23 protein-coding genes are annotated in these 20,410 nt (G+C 34.3%); 13 read left to right on the top strand and 10 right to left on the bottom strand.

All coding sequences use genetic code 11. The features are described 5' to 3' along the window. Positions 1–51: 51 nt before the first annotated feature. The 6 genes from ACJJVT_RS06340 to ACJJVT_RS06315 all read right to left on the bottom strand — a co-directional run bounded on the left by ACJJVT_RS06340 (position 52) and on the right by ACJJVT_RS06315 (position 4,156). On the bottom strand, positions 52–585 hold the full coding sequence (locus tag ACJJVT_RS06340) for a hypothetical protein (RefSeq protein WP_405397316.1): 534 nt from the start codon (positions 583–585) through the stop codon (positions 52–54). A 270-nt stretch (positions 586–855) separates the two neighbouring features. After that, entirely contained in the window at positions 856–1,221 is a 366-nt protein-coding gene (locus ACJJVT_RS06335; RefSeq protein ID WP_405397315.1) for a hypothetical protein, read from the bottom strand. A gap of 6 nt (positions 1,222–1,227) precedes the next feature. After that, positions 1,228–1,521 (bottom strand): hypothetical protein, encoded by a 294-nt coding sequence (locus tag ACJJVT_RS06330; protein WP_405397314.1) that lies wholly within the window; start codon positions 1,519–1,521, stop codon positions 1,228–1,230. A 478-nt stretch (positions 1,522–1,999) separates the two neighbouring features. Beyond that, complete coding sequence (locus tag ACJJVT_RS06325) at positions 2,000–2,449, bottom strand: GNAT family N-acetyltransferase (protein ID WP_405397313.1); 450 nt, start codon at positions 2,447–2,449, stop codon at positions 2,000–2,002. Positions 2,450–2,463: 14 nt separating this feature from the next. Further along, a complete protein-coding gene (locus tag ACJJVT_RS06320; protein ID WP_405397312.1) occupies positions 2,464–3,369 on the bottom strand; it encodes a bifunctional metallophosphatase/5'-nucleotidase in 906 nt (301 codons plus the stop codon). Between the two features lies 1 nt (position 3,370). Next, positions 3,371–4,156 carry a 5'-nucleotidase C-terminal domain-containing protein gene (locus ACJJVT_RS06315; protein WP_405397311.1) on the bottom strand — a complete coding sequence of 262 codons (786 nt, stop codon included), beginning with the start codon at positions 4,154–4,156 and terminating at the stop codon, positions 3,371–3,373. Between the two features lie 45 nt (positions 4,157–4,201). Between ACJJVT_RS06315 and ACJJVT_RS06310 the strand changes: the two genes are divergently transcribed. From ACJJVT_RS06310 to ACJJVT_RS06250, 13 genes are all read left to right on the top strand, one after another. Then, complete coding sequence (locus ACJJVT_RS06310; RefSeq protein WP_073244764.1) at positions 4,202–4,735, top strand: DUF6913 domain-containing protein; 534 nt, start codon at positions 4,202–4,204, stop codon at positions 4,733–4,735. Positions 4,736–4,737: 2 nt separating this feature from the next. Next, on the top strand, positions 4,738–5,628 hold the full coding sequence (dapA, locus tag ACJJVT_RS06305) for a 4-hydroxy-tetrahydrodipicolinate synthase (RefSeq protein WP_405397310.1): 891 nt from the start codon (positions 4,738–4,740) through the stop codon (positions 5,626–5,628). A 119-nt stretch (positions 5,629–5,747) separates the two neighbouring features. Beyond that, positions 5,748–6,575 (top strand): outer membrane protein assembly factor BamD, encoded by an 828-nt coding sequence (locus ACJJVT_RS06300; RefSeq protein ID WP_405397309.1) that lies wholly within the window; start codon positions 5,748–5,750, stop codon positions 6,573–6,575. Between the two features lie 17 nt (positions 6,576–6,592). Further along, positions 6,593–6,919 carry a DNA-directed RNA polymerase subunit omega gene (locus ACJJVT_RS06295; RefSeq protein WP_133672899.1) on the top strand — a complete coding sequence of 109 codons (327 nt, stop codon included), beginning with the start codon at positions 6,593–6,595 and terminating at the stop codon, positions 6,917–6,919. A gap of 5 nt (positions 6,920–6,924) precedes the next feature. Beyond that, a complete protein-coding gene (gene coaBC / locus ACJJVT_RS06290; protein WP_405397308.1) occupies positions 6,925–8,130 on the top strand; it encodes a bifunctional phosphopantothenoylcysteine decarboxylase/phosphopantothenate--cysteine ligase CoaBC in 1,206 nt (401 codons plus the stop codon). Then, a complete protein-coding gene (locus ACJJVT_RS06285; protein ID WP_405397538.1) occupies positions 8,123–9,016 on the top strand; it encodes a DUF4835 family protein in 894 nt (297 codons plus the stop codon). The genes coaBC and ACJJVT_RS06285 overlap by 8 nt, the downstream gene beginning before the upstream one ends. Before the next feature lie 55 nt (positions 9,017–9,071). After that, on the top strand, positions 9,072–10,739 hold the full coding sequence (recN, locus tag ACJJVT_RS06280; RefSeq protein ID WP_405397307.1) for a DNA repair protein RecN: 1,668 nt from the start codon (positions 9,072–9,074) through the stop codon (positions 10,737–10,739). A 161-nt stretch (positions 10,740–10,900) separates the two neighbouring features. After that, on the top strand, positions 10,901–11,707 hold the full coding sequence (locus tag ACJJVT_RS06275; protein WP_133672896.1) for an enoyl-ACP reductase: 807 nt from the start codon (positions 10,901–10,903) through the stop codon (positions 11,705–11,707). A gap of 55 nt (positions 11,708–11,762) precedes the next feature. Continuing rightward, positions 11,763–12,770, top strand: coding sequence for a glycosyltransferase (locus ACJJVT_RS06270; RefSeq protein WP_405397306.1), 1,008 nt, complete (start codon positions 11,763–11,765; stop codon positions 12,768–12,770). After that, positions 12,770–13,735, top strand: coding sequence for a hypothetical protein (locus ACJJVT_RS06265; protein ID WP_405397305.1), 966 nt, complete (start codon positions 12,770–12,772; stop codon positions 13,733–13,735). Before ACJJVT_RS06270 ends, ACJJVT_RS06265 begins: the two co-directional genes overlap by 1 nt. Then, positions 13,732–14,316, top strand: coding sequence for a dephospho-CoA kinase (gene coaE, locus ACJJVT_RS06260; protein ID WP_405397304.1), 585 nt, complete (start codon positions 13,732–13,734; stop codon positions 14,314–14,316). Before ACJJVT_RS06265 ends, coaE begins: the two co-directional genes overlap by 4 nt. An 83-nt stretch (positions 14,317–14,399) precedes the next feature. Then, positions 14,400–15,983 (top strand): sensor histidine kinase, encoded by a 1,584-nt coding sequence (locus tag ACJJVT_RS06255; protein ID WP_405397302.1) that lies wholly within the window; start codon positions 14,400–14,402, stop codon positions 15,981–15,983. Between the two features lie 6 nt (positions 15,984–15,989). Continuing rightward, positions 15,990–16,703, top strand: coding sequence for a response regulator transcription factor (locus ACJJVT_RS06250; protein WP_299799918.1), 714 nt, complete (start codon positions 15,990–15,992; stop codon positions 16,701–16,703). Between the two features lie 53 nt (positions 16,704–16,756). Here ACJJVT_RS06250 and ACJJVT_RS06245 read toward each other — a convergent pair whose 3' ends face one another. From ACJJVT_RS06245 to ACJJVT_RS06230, 4 genes are read right to left on the bottom strand one after another with little or no spacing between them, the layout of a single operon-like run. Beyond that, positions 16,757–17,245, bottom strand: a complete 489-nt coding sequence (locus ACJJVT_RS06245) for a gluconokinase (RefSeq protein ID WP_405397300.1) — start codon at positions 17,243–17,245, stop codon at positions 16,757–16,759. Further along, positions 17,238–18,158 (bottom strand): tRNA (adenosine(37)-N6)-dimethylallyltransferase MiaA, encoded by a 921-nt coding sequence (gene miaA / locus ACJJVT_RS06240; RefSeq protein ID WP_405397298.1) that lies wholly within the window; start codon positions 18,156–18,158, stop codon positions 17,238–17,240. Before miaA ends, ACJJVT_RS06245 begins: the two co-directional genes overlap by 8 nt. Next, positions 18,151–19,011, bottom strand: a complete 861-nt coding sequence (locus tag ACJJVT_RS06235; RefSeq protein WP_405397297.1) for an ion transporter — start codon at positions 19,009–19,011, stop codon at positions 18,151–18,153. The genes miaA and ACJJVT_RS06235 overlap by 8 nt, the downstream gene beginning before the upstream one ends. Before the next feature lies 1 nt (position 19,012). After that, complete coding sequence (locus ACJJVT_RS06230; protein WP_405397295.1) at positions 19,013–20,380, bottom strand: exonuclease domain-containing protein; 1,368 nt, start codon at positions 20,378–20,380, stop codon at positions 19,013–19,015. Positions 20,381–20,410: the final 30 nt, after the last annotated feature.

The raw sequence follows: 20,410 nt of genomic DNA, 5'->3' as shown, positions 1-20,410 counted from the left end.
TTAGAGGTGCTTTTTTTGAGAATTCTTATTAGAAGATTGATTGATGTTGAATTAATACTTCAATTCAACATCTTTTCCGATTTCAACTACAGCTTTAGCTTGTTTACTTTTTTTACCAGGTGACAATGCAAATACATCGATATACATTTTATTGCCATACCAAGAAAAGCCAGATTTTCCAGAGCCATCTTTCACCTCAATCATTTCATATGGTGTGCCAATAGTTTTTTCAAATTCTCCAATGGTTTTTGAAGATTGTTTTATAGCCTTTTGATATAAATTATCACCAATAAAAGTTTTTGAGATCACTATAGTTTTTAGTCTTTCTGTAGTATCATCAAAATAAAGAAGAATATTATCGAATTTAGAATCGAATACGTTGTATAAGTCAATATCTGAAGGGAAATATTCAAAACTCAAATATCCTTCAGGTGCAAGGTTTACTTGTTTCAGGTTGCTGAACTTTTTCATTTTTGTTCCAATCTTTATTGACTTAAATCCGTCGAGTTTGTTTAGTTTAATTTTTTGTCCGAAAGAACTTAAAGAAATAAAAATTATAATGATTGAAATTATTTTTCTGGTCATAATAATTAGTTAGCATCTTAAATTTAGAAAAGTTTGTTCGTAAAACACTGATTTTTTTAAAGGATAAATTTTAAAGTCTATAAGATGGAGTATTTACGTTCAAGCCGGTTTTATATTTTTTTTCATGCCTGTGCCTATGCCTAAACTAAATGTACAAACTTGTAAATATGAGGTTTAGTAATTTTAGATTCTCACCAGAAGGCTTTTATATAAGACTTTTCGCGTTAGTTTTAAAGTTGGCATAGCCTTCAAGTTTTTTGGGAAAATATTTTAATTTCTATTCATTTGAGATTTTCCTGCCATAGCGGTTATTAGTCCACCAGCAATCGGTCCGTAAGCTAATATGCCAATTCCTTTAAAGTCTAAAAATCCTGTAAAAGTCCCTATCGTGAATATCACACCTAATAGCGCCACCATTAATCCGCCATAAAAAAGATTTTTCCCACTGTCGTTTATTTCTTTCATCCTAGCTGCTCGAGTAACTCTTTTATCAACCTGTCTTAAAACAATATTTATTTCTTCAGATTTCAGACTTTGATTTTCAAGAACTTTTCTTAAATGAGAAAATTCCATTTGTCCTGAAATTATTTTATTGACGAATTTCTTGATAGTTTCAGCTCTATTATAATTTGTCATCGGTTTTTATTCATTCATTAATATTTCCAATTCAATTTTATGTCCGTTATAAATATTAAAAAAATCAATTGGGCTGTCAGCTATTAGTTGAGCTCTTTCTTTGTGTTCGTGATTAAGACGATAAACTTTTCCTTGTTTATTTACTGCAATATAATTTCCGTCTTCCATATCTAAAATAGTAAAGACATGTTTATCCTCAAGCTCAATTTCAAAGGTGTGTTCTAATTCCAGAAGTGCAATCTGCTCTTTGGTCAATGATTTTAGTATTTTTTCAGCGGTCTTTTGATCGGGGTTTTCCATTTTCAAATATTCAAGGTTTAATTCTCCTTTCTGAATTTGGCTTAAGTCAAATGTTTTATGAAATAACTCTGGTTTTTCAATTTTAATTTTAGTTAATCCATTTGATTGATAGTATAGTGAGATAGGTTGATAGCGTTTCGTTTTTATGTTAAGGATAGAAATTCCAGTCAGATTGAAACAATTTTTATGGTCTCTATTTATAATTTCAAATTCTTTTGATTAGTAACCACGAGAAATATATATCCTTTTAGGTTTGTGCATAAAACTAATTCCATAAATTTTAGAAAGTCCAATGGCGGTCGTAATTTGTGGCATTTCAGGTTGCAATAATTCGGCAATCTTAAGACCGAATTGTTCAATATGCTTTTTTTTTATCTTTCTGTTGAATAAGTTCATTTAAAATATTGCCTTACGTAATAATTATTATATCAGCAAGTAAGATACAAATTCAGAATAATTTTGTTTTTTATAATCCATATTACAACACCTTCCTAAAACAAACACTATTAGCCATATGCTCATAAGGGGCATAGTTATCGGTAACGGTGTAATTATTCTTTTTGTAGAGTGCAATGGCTTCCGGTTGTCGTAATCCTGTTTCTAAGACGGAGTAGCTGTAATTCAATTCTTTTGCCCATTCTTCTAATACTACGAGTACTTTTGAGGCAATTCCTTTTCCGCGGTAATCTGGTTGTACGAACATTCGTTTAATCTCTACGGTGTCTTCGTTAAACTCTTTAAAAGCACCACAGGCAACAAGGGTTTCATCCGAATAAAAGATAACACAATTTTTCAACGTATCAATACCATTAAATTGTGCATAGAAAGTATTCTCGTCTCCATCTCGTAATGCCAAGTCTGCATCAAGTAATGCAACTAATTCTTTGAAGTTTTGGTTATCGCTAGAGCAACGTTTGTAGAATAGCATAAGAGGTCTGTTTTTTAGACTTTAATTGTATACCCGTTCGCGTTAACAGTGCTGTTATCAAAATAAAAATCAATTCTACCGAGGTGTACTCCAAAACATCCTACTTGATTTACCAATATATCACGCTCAGCAGCATTAGTAACAATGGTCGGTTTGTCTAAAAATGTATGGGTATGGCCACCAATAATTAAATCGGTGTATTTTGTTCTTTTGGCAAGTTTTAAATCATCGGGTTTTTCAGTGCTATATTCATAACCTAAGTGAGAAAGGCAAATGACCAAATCGCATTTTTCTTCTTCTTTAAGTTTGGTTTCCATATCGGTTGCCAGTTCATAAGGGTCAAGAAATACAGTCTCTTTATAGAGCTGTTTTGTAACCAGTCCGTCCAACTTAATTCCTAATCCGTAGACACCAACTTTAATTCCGTCTTTCTCATAAATTTTATAGGGCTGTGTTAATCCGTCTAAAACCGTATTAGAGAAATCATAATTGGCACTGATAAAATTAAATTTAGCGTATGGCATTTGAGCTAATAATCCGTCAATACCATTATCAAAATCATGATTACCAATAGTTGTAGCATTGTAATTAAGCATGCTCATTAATTTAAATTCCAACTCACCACCGTAAAAGTTAAAGTATGGAGTACCTTGAAAAATATCACCGGCATCAAAAAGAAAAGTATGTGGATTCTCTTTTCTAATACTATCTACCAAACCTGCTCTACGTGCCAACCCACCCAACCCTGGGAAATCTGCATGATCGTTAGGGAAAGCGTCAACATGACTGTGTACATCGTTGGTATGTAAAATTGTAATATGCTTTTTAGTAGCTACGTTGCAAGAGTTTAGACCTAAGCCACCAAGAGTCAACAGACTAGACGATGCGGCAGTATTTCGTATAAATTTTCTTCTTTCCATTTTACTGTAATTGATAGTATCTTAAATCTACTTTTGGGGCAAGGGTATCCACTTTAGAAAAGAAATCTATCATGGCATTTCGTATTTTATAATCGGTTTCTGTCTTAGAAAGTGCTTCTTTGAAAAAGCTCATATTATCGCCACCAGTTACTAGGTAGTCAGAAGTAGCAACATAATAAGACTTGTTTTTGTCTACAGGTTTTCCGTTAATTGTAAAAGTATTGACCGTGTTATCTTTATTTAAAATAAGCTGTATGCCAGCAACAGGGTGCGCTCTTTTAGATTGTATTAGGTAGTCGACCATCTTTAATAATGCATCGCCTTTAAGTTCAACGACGACCACAGAGTTTTCGAATGGCATTACTTCGTATGCAGTTCTTGAAGTAACATTACCCTTAGAGATAATAGAACGAATACCGCCATGGTTCAATAATACCAGATCAATTGTTTGCCCAGTTCGCTTATTGAATATTGGGTTGGTTTCGCTTAATACAATATCTGCCATTAAATTACCCGCTGTTGTATTGAATTTGCCATCGGTTTTAGTGATTACAAAAGGTGCATATGCCAAAGTACTGTCTAAAATACTTTCAACGCGATCATGATAAGGCTGAATAAATTTTTGAATACTGTCAACTGATGTAAAACTGGTGTCGATAGGTATCTGCTTGCCAGTCAGTTCTTTTAGTTGCTCAGGGTTGTTATTGCAAGATGCTAAATTGAGCAATGTTAAAAATATAACAAAATGTTTTATTTTTAAAATACCAAAGTGTTTTAACTTCGCCATAGAGTTGCAGGGATATTATTTACATTTGTCAAAATGTAAAAATACATGTTTTTAAAAGGAATTAAGGACAAGTTTAAACGGAAATCTGGCCGTAAGATATTAAAACAGTTGGTGGCAACACCAGTTGCTGTAACGCGTGAGAGTAAAGGAATACGTTCTGTAGGTTGTATTGTGGATCTAGATAAGTTTGAGAAAACTGAATTGTTTTTTCAGTTTCAAGAAGAGCTATCATTGCATCCGAATGCGGTTAAGATTATTGGGTATAAACGTTTTTATGATAAAAACTCACCATATGCCACTCCTGTTTTTTCAGATAAGGATTTAGGGTGGAATGGTGAAATAGAAAACAGTTATGCCCTTGAGTTTTTAGGACGAGAATATGACCTTTTAGTGAATTATTATAATGAGGATAGCCTACTGTTGAATTTAATGTCGGTAAAGGCAAAAGCTCGTTTAAGAGTCGGGTTTAAAGAAGTGGGTCCGACTTACAATGATTTAATGTTAGATACGCCGTTAAAGGACTTTCAAATATTTAAAAAAGAATTAAAAAAGTACTTGGGCATTTTTAAAGAGATTTAATTATGAGAGATTTAAGGGGAGCAGGAGTAGCGTTAATTACGCCTTTTAAAGAAGATGGATCAGTAGATGTAGAGGCTCTTAGAAAAATTGTAGCTTTTAATATTGAAGGCAATATAGATTACTTGGTAGTATTAGGTACTACTGCAGAATCTGTAACACTTTCAAAAGCAGAAAAGCAATTGGTTATGCGCACTGTTGAAGAGGCGAACCAAGGAGCTTTACCATTGGTTATCGGTATTGGTGGTAACAATACTATGGCTTTAGTAGAAGAGCTGAAATCGGCTGACTTATCTGCATATGATGCAATTTTATCTGTTTCTCCATATTACAACAGACCTACACAAGAAGGTATTTATCAACACTTCGCAGCGCTTTCTCAAGCATCGCCATTACCAATCATTTTATATAATGTACCTAGTCGTACCGGTAGTAATATGTTACCAGAAACCGTAGTACGCCTAGCAAAGAAATTTGACAATATAGTAGCAGTAAAAGAGGCTTGTGGCGATATGACCCAGGTACAAGAACTAATATCAAAAAGACCAGAAGGATTTTTAGTACTTTCTGGGGATGATATCACGGCATTGCCAACAATAGTTGCAGGGGGTGACGGAGTAATTTCTGTAATCGGTCAAGGTTTGCCAGAAGAGTTTTCTAAAATGGTACATGAAGGATTAGATGGTAATACCGAAGTAGCTTATAGTTATCATTATAGAATGCAAGATGGTATGAAGTTGATTTTCGAAGAAGGAAACCCAGCAGGTATCAAAGTAATATTTGAATACTTAGGTCTTGCAAAGCCTTTTGTAAGATTACCATTAATTACTGCGAGTGATGCCTTAAAGCATAGAATTGTTTCATTTATGGAATCGATGATACGCATACCAGCATAAATATTCGTTAAATCTTCACTTAGTAGGACATTCGTGTGCTGTAAAGCCTGTATTTTTATTGGTTTAAAATGTTTTTTAAATCCATTGATAATCACTAATTTTGCAAAATGTTTTTTAAAATGAGGAGAGTTTTTCCGATACTATTGATTGCCATTGCTTTACAATCGTGTAGCGAGTACCAAAAAGTACTTAAGAACGATGATGTAAAAGCGAAATACGATATGGCCGAAACTTTCTACGAAGAAGGTGATTTTAGAAGAGCCAATAGGTTACTTGAGCAGATAGCACCTAAATATGTAGGTAAGCCGCAAGGTGAGCGTGTTATGTTCTTTTTATCTAATAGCTACTTTCAGCGAGAAGATTACAATATGGCAGGCTATCAGTTTGAGCGTTTTGTAAAATCGTATCCAAAAAGTGATAAGGCTGTTGAAGCTACTTTTTTAGGAGCTAAAAGTTTCTATAAATTATCTCCAGAATATTCTTTAGATCAGACCGATACCGATAAGGCATTATTGAAATTACAGAATTTCATTAATACATATTCTGAATCTGAGTTTTATGCCGAAGCCAATACTATGGCGCAAGAGCTTACAACAAAAAAACAAGAAAAGGCGTTTGAGATATTAAAGCAGTATAACAAATTGGGCGAGTTCAATTATGATATGCTTAAATCTGCGGTAGCAGCGAGCGATAACTTTGTGTCAGACAACCCTGGTTCTCCTTTTAGAGAAGAAGCAATGTTCATTAAGGTTGAAGCATTAACGCATATGGCGGTAAATAGTTTTGAGCAATTGAAAGAAGAGCGTTTAAAAAATGCGAAGACTGCTCATGCAGCAATGAAAAAGCAGTTTCCAGAATCTAAATTCGATAAGGAAGCTACAGATTTAATTGAAAAAATTGATAAAGAATTACAACGTATGCAAGCGCAGGTCGTTGAATCAAAATAAATAATTTAATTATGAATATGAACGATTTAAAAAACTCTAAGGCATCGGTATCTACGGTAACTATTAACCGTAATGAGTTCGATGCGCCTACTGAAAATATCTATGAGGCTATTTCAATCGCTGCAAAGCGTGCTGTTCAGATCAATTCTGAAATTAAGAAAGAGCTTTTAGAGAAATTAGAAGAGTTTGCTACTTATAGCGATAGTTTAGAAGAGGTTTTTGAAAACAAAGAGCAAATTGAGGTTTCTAAGTTTTACGAAAAATTACCTAAGCCACACGCAATGGCAGTAGAAGAGTGGTTGATGGATAAAATCTACCATAGAAACACAGAAAAAGACGCTTAAGTTATATGTTGAACGGCAAAAATATTCTTTTAGGAATTACAGGAGGAATTGCCGCTTACAAAACAACATTCTTAGTTCGTTTATTTATAAAAGCTGGTGCTAACGTTAAGGTCATACTTACCGATAGCGCCAGCTCTTTTGTTTCCCCACTTACGTTAGCCACTTTGGCTAAAAACCCAGTAGTGCTTGATTTTGTTAAGACAGAAGACAATACAGTCGACTGGAACAATCATGTAGAAATGGGGCTATGGGCAGACTTTATGGTGATTGCGCCAGCCACTGCGAATACCATGTCTAAAATGGCAACGGGTAATTGCGACAATATTTTAATGGCTACCTATTTATCGGCTAAATGTCCGGTTTTTGTTGCTCCGGCAATGGATCTTGATATGTACAAGCACCCAAGTACCAAAAGTTCTTTAGATGCGCTTACTTCTTTTGGTAACATGATTATACCGGCAACAAGCGGCGAGCTTGCTAGTGGTTTACATGGCGAAGGTAGAATGGCAGAGCCAGAAGATATTGTAACTTTTATTAAAAAGCAGTTATCTGATGGATTTCCATTGTCAGGTAAAAAAGTATTGATTACTGCAGGTCCGACTTACGAGGCAATTGATCCTGTTCGTTTTATAGGTAATCACTCCTCAGGCTTAATGGGTTTTGAGCTCGCTAAAACAGCGGCAGGTTTAGGTGCAGAAGTATATTTAGTGACTGGTCCCACACATTTGTCTGTGGCACACGATAATATTCATGTAGTCAATGTAGTTTCGGCAGACGAAATGTATCATAGCGCTCAAATGTATTATGAGACTTCAGATATTGTAATTTGTGCAGCAGCTGTGGCAGATTATAGACCTAAGACCGTAGCAGAGCAAAAGATTAAAAAATCCGAAGAAAACTTCACTATTGAATTGGTGAAGAATAAAGATATTTTAAAAACCTTCGGTGATCATAAAAAAAATCAATTCTTGGTCGGTTTCGCCTTAGAAACTGAAAACGAAATTGAAAATGCAAAAGGTAAACTGAAACGCAAAAATCTAGACGCCATTGTATTGAATTCTATGCAAGATAAAGGCGCTGGTTTTGGCGGTGTTACCAATAAAGTTTCATTTATAGATACCAATTCTAACATTACTGCGTTTGAACTAAAGACCAAGGCAGAAGTTGCCGTGGATATCTTCAATGAAATTATTAAAAGACGGTATGCGTAAGGCTGTATTTCTATTACTTTTCACCTTTATTAGTTTAGTTACAAATGCTCAAGAATTAACTTGTGCGGTTACGGTCAATTCTGACCAATTATCTCGTGGCGACCAGCAAGTTTTTAAGACATTAGAGCGTTCGTTAAATGATTTTATCAATAAAACAAAGTGGACAAATAGAGTGTATAAAGAGAACGAAAGGGTAAATGCTCAAATGTTCATTACCATTACCTCTTACGAATCAAACAATTTTAGTGGTAATATTCAAATACAATCTTCTAGACCAGTTTATAATACTTCATATTCATCTCCGGTTTTTAATTATAAGGATAATGCGTTCAATTTTCAATACATTGAATTTCAGCCTTTGATTTTTAATGAAAATCAGTTCGAATCTAACTTGGTAAGCGTTATGGCTTACTACGTGTATGTTATGTTAGGTTTAGATGCAGATACCTTTTCTTTAGAAGGAGGAACCGAGTTTTATAGAAAGGCACAGAACATTGTAACCCAAGCTCAAGGTAGTAATTCTGCAGGATGGAGCCAGTCTGCCGATTCTAACAGAAGTAGATTTGAATTGATAGATAACCTTTTGTCAAATACCTACAGAGAGTATCGTATTGCGATGTATAACTATCATAGAAAAGGACTTGACATGCTTCCGGATAATAATAGTACGGGCAAGCAGGTAATCGCAGGTACGATGAATTTGTTTCAGACGATGATCAATAGAAGACCAAATGCATTTTTAATTTCTACATTCTTTGATGCAAAATCTGAAGAGATAAAAAATATTTTTTCTGACGGACCAAAAGTGGATATCGTAAAGCTTAAGGAAACCCTCAATAAAATAGCACCTTTATACGCAACTACCTGGAACGATATTAAATATTGAACCATTTTACAAAACGGAATTATAGATTACCTTTGTGAATCTAAAATTCTAACGCGTGCTATCAACCCTTTCCATTTCTAATTACGCATTAATTGATCGTCTAGAAGTAGACTTCAATAAAGGTTTCACGGTTATTACCGGTGAAACAGGTGCTGGTAAATCTATTTTACTTGGTGGTTTATCTTTAGTGCTTGGTAAACGTGCAGATTTATCTTCATTAAGAGTTAAAGATCAGAAATGCATTATTGAGGGTACTTTTAAAATAGACACCTACGGACTCCAGAATTTCTTTGAAGAAAATGACTTGGATTATGAAGATAGTACAGTTATAAGACGAGAGATTTTACCTAGTGGTAAATCGAGGGCGTTTGTAAATGATACTCCGGTAACATTGGGAGTCTTATCAATCTTGGGAGAAAATCTTATTGATATTCATTCTCAGCATCAGACCATGCAGCTCACCGAAAACGACTTTCAGTTGAAATTGGTCGATGCATTGGCAAATAACCAAAAACGATTATTAGAATATAGAAAAGGACTAAAAACCTATCGTAAAGCGCAGAAGGAATTAGAGAAAATTATTGAAATTCAAAGCACAGCGAACAAAGAACAAGATTACAATACGTTTTTGCTGGAAGAATTAGAAAAAGCACCGTTAAAAGCAGGAGTAATTGAAGAGCTGGAAGAAGAATATGAACAGCTGAACAATGTGGAGTTGATTATGGAGCAGTTATCTAAAGGAGACCAATTGTTCAATGATGAGCAAATAGGGGTTTTACCTCTAGTAACAGAAATGCGCCAATCACTTTCAAAACTGATAGATTTTGGGTCTAGCTACAAAGATTTGTTTGAGCGTGTAAAATCTGTAATGATAGAACTAGATGATGTGAGTTCAGAATTGCAGCGTCTTCAAGAAGGGGTAGAGGCGAACCCTGATCAGCTAGAACAGGTGAATAATAAATTACAGCTGCTGTATAATTTACAGAAAAAGCATAATGTCAGCGATATAGCTGAGTTGATTAGCATTAAGAACGATCTTGCTGATAAAGTTTTTGAAACTGCCAATTTAGATGATAAAATTACAGCTAGAGCAAAGGAAATAGAAGAGATGAAAGCTGTCTTGGAATCAAAGGCTGTTCTGTTACGAGAAAAAAGAAACTTGGTAATTCCACAACTTAAGAAAAAATTGGAATCCGATTTGGGGCTATTAGGTATGCCAAGTGCATCGTTCGAAATAAAATTAAGCGCTGCCGAGGCGTTTACAGTTACAGGTAAAGATGAGCTTTCATTTTTATTTACCGCCAATAGAGGTGGTAGTTATGGCGAATTAAAGAAAGTAGCATCTGGTGGGGAATTGTCTAGAATAATGTTGGTGATCAAATCCATACTTGCCAAGTATGAAAAGTTACCGACTATTATGTTCGATGAAATAGATACTGGTGTGTCAGGGGAAATATCTGACCGCATGGCAGATATTATGAAAGATATGAGTGCGGATCTACAAGTATTTTCTATTACGCATTTACCACAAGTAGCATCAAAAGGAAACAACCATTTCAAAGTCTTTAAAACCGAAGGTAAAGAGCGTACGATGACCAATTTAAAGCAGTTGACCAATGATGAAAGAGTGGTAGAGTTGGCTCATATGCTAAGCGGTAAAGATCTTTCTGATTCTGCATTGGCACATGCAAAAGAACTTTTAAGTGCATCTTCAAGTATATAAAACATTACATTTTTTAAAAATGTGATTGGTCTTGTGTCGATTGAGATTTTATGCTACTACATTAAGACTGTTGTTTTAGGGTTTTTAAGTAGTACTTCAATTCTCTATTAACATATTTTGGATATCTTTGAATTTTAAATCTAACTATAGAATCAACCATCATGGGATATAACTTATTAAAAGGTAAAAGGGGAATTATTTTTGGAGCATTAGACGAAAATTCTATTGCGTGGAAAACAGCTCAAACGGTACACGCAGAAGGCGGTACTTTTGTTTTAACAAACGCCCCAATTGCTATGAGAATGGGTCAGATAGACCAATTGGCAAAAGAAACAGGATCAGAAATTATACCTGCAGATGCTACAAGTGTTGAAGACTTGGATAATTTAGTTGCAAAGGCAGTTGAAATTTTAGGAGGAAAAATCGATTTCGTATTACATTCAATCGGTATGTCTGTTAACGTACGTAAAGGTCGTGCTTACACAGATGAAAAATATGATTTTACGGCTAAAGGATGGGATGTTTCTGCGCTTTCTTTTCATAAGGTATTACAATCACTTTATAAAGCGGATGCAATGAACGAGTGGGGTAGTGTTGTGGCTTTGACTTATATGGCTGCGCAAAGAACATTTCCGGATTATAACGATATGGCAGATAACAAAGCGTATTTAGAATCTGTTGCCCGTAGCTTTGGCTATTTCTTTGGTAAAGAGAAAAACGTACGTGTAAACACTATTTCTCAATCACCTACTGCAACAACTGCAGGACAAGGAGTAAAAGGTTTTGACGGCTTTATCAGCTATGCGGAAAAAATGTCTCCGTTAGGTAATGCTTCAGCTCAAGACTGTGCTGATTATACTATTACCTTATTCTCTGATCTTACCAGAAAGGTAACCATGCAGAACTTGTTTCATGACGGTGGTTTCTCTAATACAGGAGTTAGTCAAGAAGTTATAGAGAAGTTTTAATCAAGATTTTAATATTCCAATTTCATTGGAGCCTATTCATTTAAGGAGCGTAAAAATGGACTTGTCGTTTTCTTTTATCATTCCCGTATACAATAGACCCAACGAGATTAAGGAATTGTTGGATAGTCTACGTTTACAAACCTATGACAAAACTTTTGAGGTGGTTATCGTCGAAGACGGTTCTACTATTTCATCTGAAGAAGTCATAGGTGAGTATGTAGATGATCTAGCTATTTCATATTATAAAAAGCCAAATTCTGGTCCTGGTGATTCTCGGAATTACGGTATGGCTAGGGCAAAAGGCAATTACTTTATAGTATTGGATTCTGATTGTATTTTACCACCACAGTATCTTGTTGCTGCAGAAAAGAGTTTACAAGAAGATTATGTGCATTGCTATGGCGGTCCGGATGCAGCACATGAATCTTTTTCTACCGTTCAAAAAGCAATTAACTATGCTATGACTTCTTTTTTGACCACAGGCGGAATTCGTGGTGGTAAGAAATCAGTAGATAAATTTCAGCCCAGAAGTTTTAATATGGGTATTTCTAAAGAAGCTTTTAGTACAGTAGGCGGTTATGGAAATATTCACCCCGGTGAAGATCCGGATCTAACCATACGCATTTGGAATAAAGGGTATAGAACTAAATTGATTTCAGAAGCATTTGTGTATCATAAAAGGCGAATAGACTGGAACAAATTTTATATTCAGGTGAATAAATTTGGTATGGTACGCCCTATATTAAATAAGTGGCATCCAGAGACCAAGAAGATTACCTATTGGTTTCCAACTGTATTTTGTTTAGGATTTGTGGTTTCGGTATTATTGGCATTAGTAGGTTTCAAAATTCCGTGGTTTATATATTCAACATACTTTTTAGTTTTGTTTATAGATGCGCTTTTAAAAACTCGTAATTTAAAAGTAGCATTTTTATCACTGGTAGCAACAGCGATACAATTTTTTGGATATGGATACGGATTTTTAAAATCAACCTTGTATATTAATTCTTCAAATAAAAAGGCAGAGGAAATTTTTCCGAAATTATTTTTTAGAGTGAATTGATGGAACGTTTAGTAGAGTGGATAAAAACAGGACTAAAGAAAAGAAAGGTAAAAGTCTTTCTTGTGTTCTTGTTGTGTGCTTCACTCGCTTGGTTAATTAATAAGTTATCGCTTACTTATACAAATAACACTACTTTTCAAGTGGAATATGTAAATATACCGGACGAATTCTTATTGGCAAATACTCCAAAAGATGAAATTGAAGTACGTCTTCAAGCAGCTGGATTTCAATTTTTAGGATATGAATTAAAACCCAAGCAGGTAAAGTTAGATGTTAGTAAGGTGATGCATAAAGATGGAGCCTACTATTTAACATCAGATCAAATTAGGATTCAGTTAGAATCTCAGCTTAATAATTATAGCATACTAACAGATTTTGATAGTGATGCTATATATTTTGATTTTACATCTTTAGAAACAAAGAAAGTACCAGTGAAAGCAATGGTAGATATGACCTTTGCATCAAACCACATTCTGGAAGGGGAGATTGAAGTAGTGCCGGATTCAATTCAAATTTCAGGTCCTAAAAGTCAAATTGATACTATAAAACAAATCAGAACGACATTGTTTAAGTCTGATTATATAAATACTTCATTCTCAAATGAAATAGCGTTACAATTACCTGAACAATTAAAAGGAACAACTTTTTCCAATAAAAAAGTTAGACTCTCTGGTAAGGTGGTTAAATTTTCTGAACAAGTAATAGAAGTTCCTGTTCAGGTAATCAACCTACCAGAAAATGTAAAGGTTCGTACTTTTCCAGAAATAGTTGAAGTCCGGTGTCAGGGTACTTTAGAGCATTTGAAGGAATTGGAAGTAGGAGATTTTTCTGTAGAGGCAGATTATGCTACGCTCTCAAAAGAGAACGAGAATACCTTGTCCGTAAAATTGGTAAAATATCCAAGAAGTTTAAACAATGCTGTAATCAGCACAAATGAAGTTGAATTTATACTTCGAAGAGAATGATAATAATAGGTTTAACGGGTGGAATTGGTAGCGGAAAATCTACGGTAGCTACTATGTTTAAAAAGTTGGGTGTTCCGGTTTATGATTCGGATCAACGTGCGAAATACTTAATGAATACTTCCAAAGTTATACATGACCAATTAGTTGCATTATTAGGGGAAGAGGCTTTTAAGGATGGTACGTTAAACAGATCATATATAGCTGGTAAAGTTTTTAATGATGCAGAGTTATTGGCAAAACTCAATAATATAGTGCATCCTGTGGTGAGGCAAGATTTTATAGATTGGTCAAATGATCAAGATGCCAACTATGTAATTCAAGAAACAGCTTTGTTGTTTGAAAATAAGGCTCAAGAACTCTATGATGATGTCATATTGGTAACCGCTCCCAAAGAAGTCCGTATCAATCGTGTGTTAGATAGGGATAACACTACAAGAGAGCAGGTTGAAGCACGTATGAACAATCAACTTGATGATGAAACAAAATTAGAATTAGCCAATTATGTAATTGAAAATACTGACTTAGAAAGAACTAGGTCAAAAGTGCTACAAGTTCACGCATCTATCCTCTCTGACTGTTAGTAATTTAGCAATTTTAACATTTTTGTTAAGGTTAGGTTAAACGTACTACCCTCTAACTGTTAAATCTTTAATTTTAACACCCAATGAACAAAAAGTTATTTGTGCTCTTAGTGGTTTTAATGAGCCTTTCACTTATTGGTCTGATTTTCGTTCAAAGTTTCTGGATTAGCAAATCCATAGATAGTGGAGAAGAACAATTCTCTAGCAGTGTTTCAGAAGCATTGAACAGCGTCACCAATAAGATTACAGAAAGAGAATCTAAAAATTATTTTGACAGGTATTTAAATGCGAAGGATAGTATAGGAGGGGAGCTTAAAGGTACTCAGCTTACTAATTTTTTCTTTATTGATAGAGATGTTAATTCTAATGAAATTTTACTGTATGAACACGGTATTTTAGAAGAGGATTACGGTATTTCGTCTACGTTCTTTGATAGTAGTGATGGTGCAGATACTACCATCATTAAAAGTTATACTAGTAAGCGCACGACTTCAATTTTTAGAGAAGATATTGACTTAGAGGGTAACACGCCACGTTTAAATCCGATTCAAAGATTTGAAAAAATCGGAGGATTAAATAAGATGGAAAAAGCTGCCATGGAAGATGTTTTTATGGTTTATGCCAAGCGTGTTCCTATTCATAAGCGTGTTTCTAAACAAGAAATTGAGTTGCTTTTACAGCGAGAGTTAGAAAATAGAGGGGTTGATATAGCATTTGAATATGGAGTGTATAGCAATGGTTTACCGACCAAAGTGAAATCATCTAAATTTAAATATGCAGAAGCGAACATCTATAGATCACCCATGTTCGTAGATTATGAAGGAGTTTCAAATTTCGATTTGTTAATTTCCTTTCCTAAGAAAAAGCGATTCTTGGTACAATCTATTTTAGGTCTCGCAATGCTTTCGTTATTGTTTACCTTAATAATAGTGGTGGCTTATGCAGGAGCGATTTATCAACTAATTCGCCAAAAGCAGATATCTGAAATAAAAACGGATTTCATAAATAATATGACGCATGAGTTCAAAACTCCGATTGCGACTATAAATCTTGCAGTGGAGGCGATTAGGAATCCGAAGATAATTAATGATCAAGAAAAGGTTTTAAGATATCTACAGATGATTCGAGATGAGAATAAAAGAATGCATGCTCAAGTGGAAAATGTATTAAGAATCTCTAAGCTTGAAAAAAATCAGCTAGATATTAGTAAGGATAGGGTCAATGTTCACGACATTATAGAAGACGCTATTACTCATGTACAATTAATAGTTGATGATAGAGGTGGATATATTCATACACATTTAGATGCAGAGCGTTGTGAAGTTTTAGCAAATGAAATGCATTTTACCAATGTAATCGTCAATATGTTGGATAATGCGATTAAGTATTCTGAAGAGGCTCCTAAAATCGATGTGTTTACAGAAAGAGCTAAAAATTATATTATTATTAAAGTACAAGATCAAGGTGCTGGTATGAGTAAAGGTGTGGTTAAGAAAGTGTTTGAAAAATTCTATCGAGAGCATACAGGAGATATACATAACGTAAAAGGACATGGATTAGGATTGTCTTACGTTAAAAAAATAGTAGAAGACCACCAAGGCGAAGTTTATGCCGAAAGTGAAAAAGGAAAAGGAAGTACATTTTACATAAAACTGCCGTTAATATAAAAATATATGGAAACAATAAACAAGAAAATACTTTTAGTAGAGGATGACCCGAATTTTGGGATTGTATTGAAGGATTATTTGTCAATGAATGACTTCGATGTCGTTTTGGCGAAGAATGGAATGGAAGGTTTTGAGAAGTTCAAAAAAGATAATTATGATATCTGTATTTTAGATGTTATGATGCCTTACAAGGACGGTTTCACATTGGCGAAAGAAATTCGTGAGAAGAATGAGAATGTTCCAATTGTTTTTTTGACGGCAAAAACAATGAAGGAAGATGTTCTTAAAGGATATAAAGCTGGTGCAGATGATTATTTGAACAAGCCTTTTGATTCTGAAGTTCTACTTATGAAATTAAAAGCGATTCTTCAAAGAAAAGCTTCTAACGGATTGGCTGATAGCAAGAAATTCGAATTTACAATAGGTGGTTTCCACTTAAATTCTAAATTGAGATTCTTGAAATATAAAGATACCGAGGCAATTAAGCTTTCTCCTAAAGAGAATGAATTGTTACGTCTATTGGCTTTACATGAAAATGATTTAATGCCAAGAGAATTAGCTTTAACCAAAATATGGAGAGACGATAACTACTTTACGTCTCGTAGTATGGATGTTTACATTGCTAAATTACGTAAGTATCTTAAAGTTGATGATACGGTAGAAATATTGAATATTCACGGTGAAGGTTTCCGTTTGGTGGTAAAGACCGAAGGAGAATAATTTTCAACAAGAACGAGTATAAAAAAGCATCCTATTAGGATGCTTTTTTGTTTTTATAACTTTTCGATAATATCGTTTACAATGTCTTCGGGTGTTTGATCTATTGAAACGGTAAGGGCATCTAAGGGAGTTTCAAGGTCGTCGAATTGAGATTGCAATAATCCCGCAGGCATGTAATGGTTCTTTCGTTCGTTCAATCGAGTGTTTATAAGCTCAAAACTACCTTCTAAATAAACAAATTGATGATTGTTCTCTAGGTTTTGTCCTAGTATGGTTCTATACTTTTGTTTTAGGGAAGAGCATACAATCACCGCTCCAGTAGATAAATTCTCGATACCAACTTCGTTCAGTTTCTCTAACCAGCCCTGTCGATCATCATCGTTTAATGGATGACCTTCTCTCATTTTCTTTACGTTCGCTTCTGGATGAAAACTATCGCCGTCAAAAAAAGGGAATTGTAATTTGTCAGCGAGTAGCTTACCAATAGTAGATTTTCCACTACCTGAAACACCCATTAAGAATAAGATTTGTTTTTTAACCATTTTTTAAATTTACAATATCATTATCAATTTCAGGTAATAGTGTCTTAGGGTCGTAATCGTATTCAACCCACTGAGTGTCTTTGTTTCTTAAAAACCACGTCAATTGTCTTTTTGCAAATCTTCTGGTATTTTTCTTAATTTCAGATATAGCGAAATCTAAAGTCCATTCACCATCAAAATACTTAAAAAGCTCTTTGTATCCAACCGTTTGCAAGGCGTTTTGCTCTTTGTATGATAACAAGCCTTTTGCCTCTTCTAAGAGTCCGGCTTCGATCATTAAGTCTACACGTTTATTAATGCGCTCATATATTAACGGGCGTTCAGCTTTCAATCCAACAGATAAAACTTTAAATTCTCTATCTGCTTTTGGTTTGTTTAAAAACGAAGAATAAGGGCTGCCACTACCAATAGCAACTTCTAATGCCCTAATAACCCTTTGAGGATTATAGGTGTCTACCTTTTCAAAATATATAGGATCTAGTTGCTTTAGTTTCTTTTGTAGTGGTCTTATACCATCTTCAGCTAGTTCTAAATTTAACTTTTCACGAATAGATGGGTCTACTGTAGGGAAAGTGTTTAAGCCATCGGTAACGGCATTTACATAAAGTCCGCTACCACCAACCATAATTACTACATCATGTACTTTAAAAAGGTCGGATAGTTTTTGAATAGCTTCCCGTTCAAAATCACCGACGGTGTATTCTTCTGTAATGCTTTTGTGTTGTATAAAATGATGATTAGCTTGTTCTAGTTCTTCTAAACTAGGTACAGCAGTACCAATGTTCATTTCTTTAAAAAACTGTCTAGAATCAGCTGAAATAATTTCTGTTTTATAGTGCTTGGCTAAAAGTATAGCCAATTTGGTCTTACCAATGGCTGTTGGGCCTACTACCGATATAAGTATTTTATTCATTTAATATGGATCCGCAATTATAACAATGAGTAGCATCGTCTCTATGACCTTCTTTGCTACATGTTGGGCAACATTGTGTGTTTACATGAACATAGCTGCCAGAATTTTTTAAATTAGAAGTGTCTTCTCTGTTTTGTTTTGAAAATTCAGCCGTAACCATGCCTGTTGGTACGGCGATGATGCCATAACCTAAGAGCATAATAATAGTGGCAATTGCTTGTCCCTGTGGAGTAATTGGTGCAATATCGCCATAACCTACCGTGGTAAGTGTAACGATGGTCCAATAGATACTTGTTGGTATACTGGTAAAACCAGCTTCATCACCTTCTATTAAGTACATGAGTGTACCCATCATAACCGAAGCAATAAGTACGGCAAATAGAAAAACGGTAATTTTTGCTCTACTAGCTTTTAAAGCTCTTTTTAATTGCGAGGCTTCGCCAAGAAAACGAGCAAGTTTTAAAATACGAAATACACGTAATAATCTAAATGCACGAACGGCTAAAAGAACTTGTGATCCTGCAAAAATATAAGATATGTATAACGGAATAGTGGATAAGAAATCTATAATACCATAAAAACTAAATATATAGGCACTTGGTTTTCTTATAGATATAATTCGTGCAATGTATTCAATGGTAAAGAAGATGGTAACAATCCATTCTAGCACAAAAAGAATTTCGTGGTACTCTGCATCGATAGCTTTAACGCTTTCTAGCATGATAAGAATAACACTGAAAATAATAATAATGAAGAGAATAATATCGAACAATTTACCCATAGGGGTATCTGCTTCATAAATTATTTCATGAATTTTATGTTTCCAGGGTGATAGTTTTTCGTCTTCCTTCAAACTAATCGTTTATTTCTACTATTTTAAGTACTCTCTTCTTTCTTAAATAAGATTCAATAAGATAATTAGCATCGCGAGTACCGTTCATAGGTGTAATTATGCTTTCTAAGATATGAATATTATTTATTTGATAGTTAAGATCATAGAATCCGAAGCCAACTAAAGAGCCATTTTTAATTAAAATAGCACTTTGTTCTCCAATTTCTCGACCCTTATCTACTATCACAACGTTCTTACCATTAATATTGTTTTTGGTAGTTGCGGTAATAACACGTTTATTGTATGCTTCGACATCTTCTTGATTAATGCATGCACCTTTGCAATTGCCTTCATCGTAACCAGAACAATTGTTACGAGCTTCGCTTATGCCGTTTACTTTCTCACATAAATCGAATTCTTTCGTTATTTTATACAAATAATTCTTGGCGCTAAATACTCCGTTAAAAAGCCCTAATGGTTCTTTACATTCTCTGTAAGGTTTTATTTCTAATGAATAATATCCATTTTCATTAACACTTTTACAAATAGCGTGACTATACATTCTTTTTTTAGGAATGATACTATACTTGGGTCTAAGCTTTAATAGCTCTTCATGTTCTTTTAGTATAGCGACAAGTTCATTTCCGGTTAGTTCGAAAGTAACTTTTTTAGTGTCCTTAGTAAGCTTTCTTGATTTATCGTTGGTTTTGGTGAAGATTTGATTGACTCTCTTTTTTATATCACTCGATTTACTAAGGTGAATAATATCTCCATCCTTATTATGCATATAAAAGACCCCCGTTTTATTGGGTAGGTCTCTTACAATATCTAATTGTTTTTCAGAGAGCTCACCTTGGGTTTCTTTTCTAATAGTATCTTTTATGATAATTTTTTCAGAGTCTTTGGCAAGTAATAATTTGAATAATTTGATGGTTGCCAGGGCATCACCATTAGCCCTGTGTCGATCACTTACGGGTATACCTAATGATCTAACTAGTTTCCCTAAACTATAAGATTCCGCATCTGGCAATAATAATTTAGAAAGGTCAACAGTACAAAGGGTTTTGCGTTCAAAATTATAACCTAAACGTCTAAATTCTGTTCTCAAAATTCGGTAATCGAACTGAGCGTTGTGCGCTACGATAACTGTATCTTCTGTAATTTCGATAATACGCTTAGCTACCTCGTAAAATTTAGGTGCTGTTTTAAGCATTTTACTGTTGATGCCAGTAAGTTTAACAACAAATGGTTGTATGTCCCTTTCAGGATTTACTAAGCTTATAAATTTGTCAACTACTTTTTGACCATCGAATTTGTGAATAGCAATTTCAGTGATTCCCTCTTCATTAAATTTCCCGCCAGTAGTTTCAATATCTAAAATTGCGTACATGTATTATAATATAATTTATGGGGTGGTAAT

The sequence above is a fragment of the Maribacter sp. Asnod2-G09 genome (assembly GCF_045063795.1).
GTDB lineage: Bacteria > Bacteroidota > Bacteroidia > Flavobacteriales > Flavobacteriaceae > Maribacter.
The sequence above is the reverse complement of the archived record's forward strand: the minus strand, read 5'-3'. Positions and strand labels throughout refer to the sequence as shown.

What these genes read in the sequence shown, in the direction of transcription:
- ACJJVT_RS06340 (WP_405397316.1), bottom strand. Translation starts at nt 585, where the DNA reads ATGACCAGAAAAATAATTTCAATCATTATAATTTTTATTTCTTTAAGT.
- ACJJVT_RS06335 (WP_405397315.1), bottom strand. Translation starts at nt 1,221, where the DNA reads ATGACAAATTATAATAGAGCTGAAACTATCAAGAAATTCGTCAATAAA.
- ACJJVT_RS06330 (WP_405397314.1), bottom strand. Translation starts at nt 1,521, where the DNA reads ATGGAAAACCCCGATCAAAAGACCGCTGAAAAAATACTAAAATCATTG.
- ACJJVT_RS06325 (WP_405397313.1), bottom strand. Translation starts at nt 2,449, where the DNA reads ATGCTATTCTACAAACGTTGCTCTAGCGATAACCAAAACTTCAAAGAA.
- ACJJVT_RS06320 (WP_405397312.1), bottom strand. Translation starts at nt 3,369, where the DNA reads ATGGAAAGAAGAAAATTTATACGAAATACTGCCGCATCGTCTAGTCTG.
- ACJJVT_RS06315 (WP_405397311.1), bottom strand. Translation starts at nt 4,156, where the DNA reads ATGGCGAAGTTAAAACACTTTGGTATTTTAAAAATAAAACATTTTGTT.
- ACJJVT_RS06310 (WP_073244764.1), top strand. Translation starts at nt 4,202, where the DNA reads ATGTTTTTAAAAGGAATTAAGGACAAGTTTAAACGGAAATCTGGCCGT.
- dapA (WP_405397310.1), top strand. Translation starts at nt 4,738, where the DNA reads ATGAGAGATTTAAGGGGAGCAGGAGTAGCGTTAATTACGCCTTTTAAA.
- ACJJVT_RS06300 (WP_405397309.1), top strand. Translation starts at nt 5,748, where the DNA reads ATGAGGAGAGTTTTTCCGATACTATTGATTGCCATTGCTTTACAATCG.
- ACJJVT_RS06295 (WP_133672899.1), top strand. Translation starts at nt 6,593, where the DNA reads ATGAACGATTTAAAAAACTCTAAGGCATCGGTATCTACGGTAACTATT.
- coaBC (WP_405397308.1), top strand. Translation starts at nt 6,925, where the DNA reads ATGTTGAACGGCAAAAATATTCTTTTAGGAATTACAGGAGGAATTGCC.
- ACJJVT_RS06285 (WP_405397538.1), top strand. Translation starts at nt 8,123, where the DNA reads ATGCGTAAGGCTGTATTTCTATTACTTTTCACCTTTATTAGTTTAGTT.
- ACJJVT_RS06275 (WP_133672896.1), top strand. Translation starts at nt 10,901, where the DNA reads ATGGGATATAACTTATTAAAAGGTAAAAGGGGAATTATTTTTGGAGCA.
- ACJJVT_RS06270 (WP_405397306.1), top strand. Translation starts at nt 11,763, where the DNA reads ATGGACTTGTCGTTTTCTTTTATCATTCCCGTATACAATAGACCCAAC.
- ACJJVT_RS06265 (WP_405397305.1), top strand. Translation starts at nt 12,770, where the DNA reads ATGGAACGTTTAGTAGAGTGGATAAAAACAGGACTAAAGAAAAGAAAG.
- coaE (WP_405397304.1), top strand. Translation starts at nt 13,732, where the DNA reads ATGATAATAATAGGTTTAACGGGTGGAATTGGTAGCGGAAAATCTACG.
- ACJJVT_RS06255 (WP_405397302.1), top strand. Translation starts at nt 14,400, where the DNA reads ATGAACAAAAAGTTATTTGTGCTCTTAGTGGTTTTAATGAGCCTTTCA.
- ACJJVT_RS06250 (WP_299799918.1), top strand. Translation starts at nt 15,990, where the DNA reads ATGGAAACAATAAACAAGAAAATACTTTTAGTAGAGGATGACCCGAAT.
- ACJJVT_RS06245 (WP_405397300.1), bottom strand. Translation starts at nt 17,245, where the DNA reads ATGGTTAAAAAACAAATCTTATTCTTAATGGGTGTTTCAGGTAGTGGA.
- miaA (WP_405397298.1), bottom strand. Translation starts at nt 18,158, where the DNA reads ATGAATAAAATACTTATATCGGTAGTAGGCCCAACAGCCATTGGTAAG.
- ACJJVT_RS06230 (WP_405397295.1), bottom strand. Translation starts at nt 20,380, where the DNA reads ATGTACGCAATTTTAGATATTGAAACTACTGGCGGGAAATTTAATGAA.